Origin of the sequence: Stenotrophomonas sp. 2YAF22, assembly GCF_052114665.1 — a bacterium.
Lineage (GTDB): Bacteria > Pseudomonadota > Gammaproteobacteria > Xanthomonadales > Xanthomonadaceae > Stenotrophomonas > Stenotrophomonas indicatrix.
Genome location: NZ_JBFRFE010000855.1, coordinates 1 through 1,354, shown reverse-complemented (window position 1 = coordinate 1,354; position 1,354 = coordinate 1). Strand labels below are relative to the sequence as shown.

The window sequence follows — 1,354 nt, the reverse complement described above, 5'->3', positions numbered from 1 at the left end:
CCGCATGCGTACCTTCCTGACCATGCTCGGCATCATCATCGGCATCGCCTCGGTGGTGTCGGTGGTCGCGCTGGGTACGGGCGCGCGTCAGGCCATCCTGTCCAACATCTCTTCGCTGGGTACCAGCACCATCGAGATCTATCCAGGCTCCGGCTTTGGCGACCTGCACGCGGCGCGGGTGGAGACCCTTACCCCAGGTGACAGCGTGGCCCTGGCCGGGCAACCGTTCGTGGACAGTGCCACCCCCGGCGTAGCCACCACGGGTACCGCGATGCGTGGCAACCGCTCCGCCAGCGTGCAGGTGCAGGGCGTCAGCGAACAGTACTTCCGCGTGCATGGATTGAAACTGGGCGAAGGCACCTTCTTCAACGCGCGGGGTGTGGCTGGCTATCAGCAGGTGGCGATCATCGACGCCAACACCCGCGCGCGCTTCTTCGCCGCAGCCGAGAACCCCATCGGGCAGACCCTGCTGCTGGGCACCGTGCCGGTGCGCGTGGTGGGTGTGGTGAAGAAGGACGCTGGCGCGGCCGGCGACACCTCGCTGCTACGGGTATGGATGCCCTACACCACGGCCATGGCGCGGATGCTGGGCCAGAGCCATGTGTCCAGCATCACCGTGCGCGTATCAGATGCGATCAGCATGGACGCGGCCGAGCAGGCCATTGCACGCTTGCTGATGCGCCGCCACGGCAGTACCGACTTCTACATGAGCAACAACGCGCAGATCCGCCAGTCGATTGAACAGACCACCGGCATCCTCACCATGATGATCAGCTCCATTGCAGCCATTGCACTGGTAGTCGGCGGCATCGGAGTGATGAACATCATGCTGGTGTCGGTAACCGAGCGCACCCGCGAGATTGGCGTGCGCATGGCCGTGGGGGCACGGCGCAGCGACATTCTGCAGCAGTTCCTGATCGAGTCGGTGCTTGTATGTCTGCTCGGCGGCGTGCTGGGCATTGGCGTGGCGTTGCTGCTGGGCGCAGTGCTGGCACTGGCTGACGTGGGCTTCAGCCTGGTGTTCTCGGCGAACTCGATCATTGCGGCATTCGCGTGTTCCAGCCTGATCGGTATCGGCTTCGGTTTCCTGCCTGCACGTCGTGCGGCGCAGCTGGACCCGGTGGAAGCACTGGTCCGGTAGTCACTGCAATTGCCTGCGGTGACGGCAGGTTCGCGCAATGTCTGCGGTGTGTACTGCAGAGACCGACGATGTCCGCACAGGAGCTGGACGATGTTTCTGAAAACAGGAAGGGCTGTGCTGCTGCTTGTAGCGGCCGCGCAACTGCTGGTGCTGCTGCCCTACTCGGGCGATGCCCATGCGCAGCGTGGCGACCGTTACAACCCGCAGTGGAAC

1 protein-coding gene is annotated in these 1,354 nt (G+C 64.3%); it reads left to right on the top strand.

Going from position 1 to position 1,354, the window contains the following annotated elements:
* Positions 1 to 1,141: ABC transporter permease (locus tag AB4Y84_RS21725; protein WP_442250941.1), on the top strand; the 1,141-nt coding region annotated here is incomplete at its 5' end.
* Positions 1,142 to 1,354: the final 213 nt, after the last annotated feature.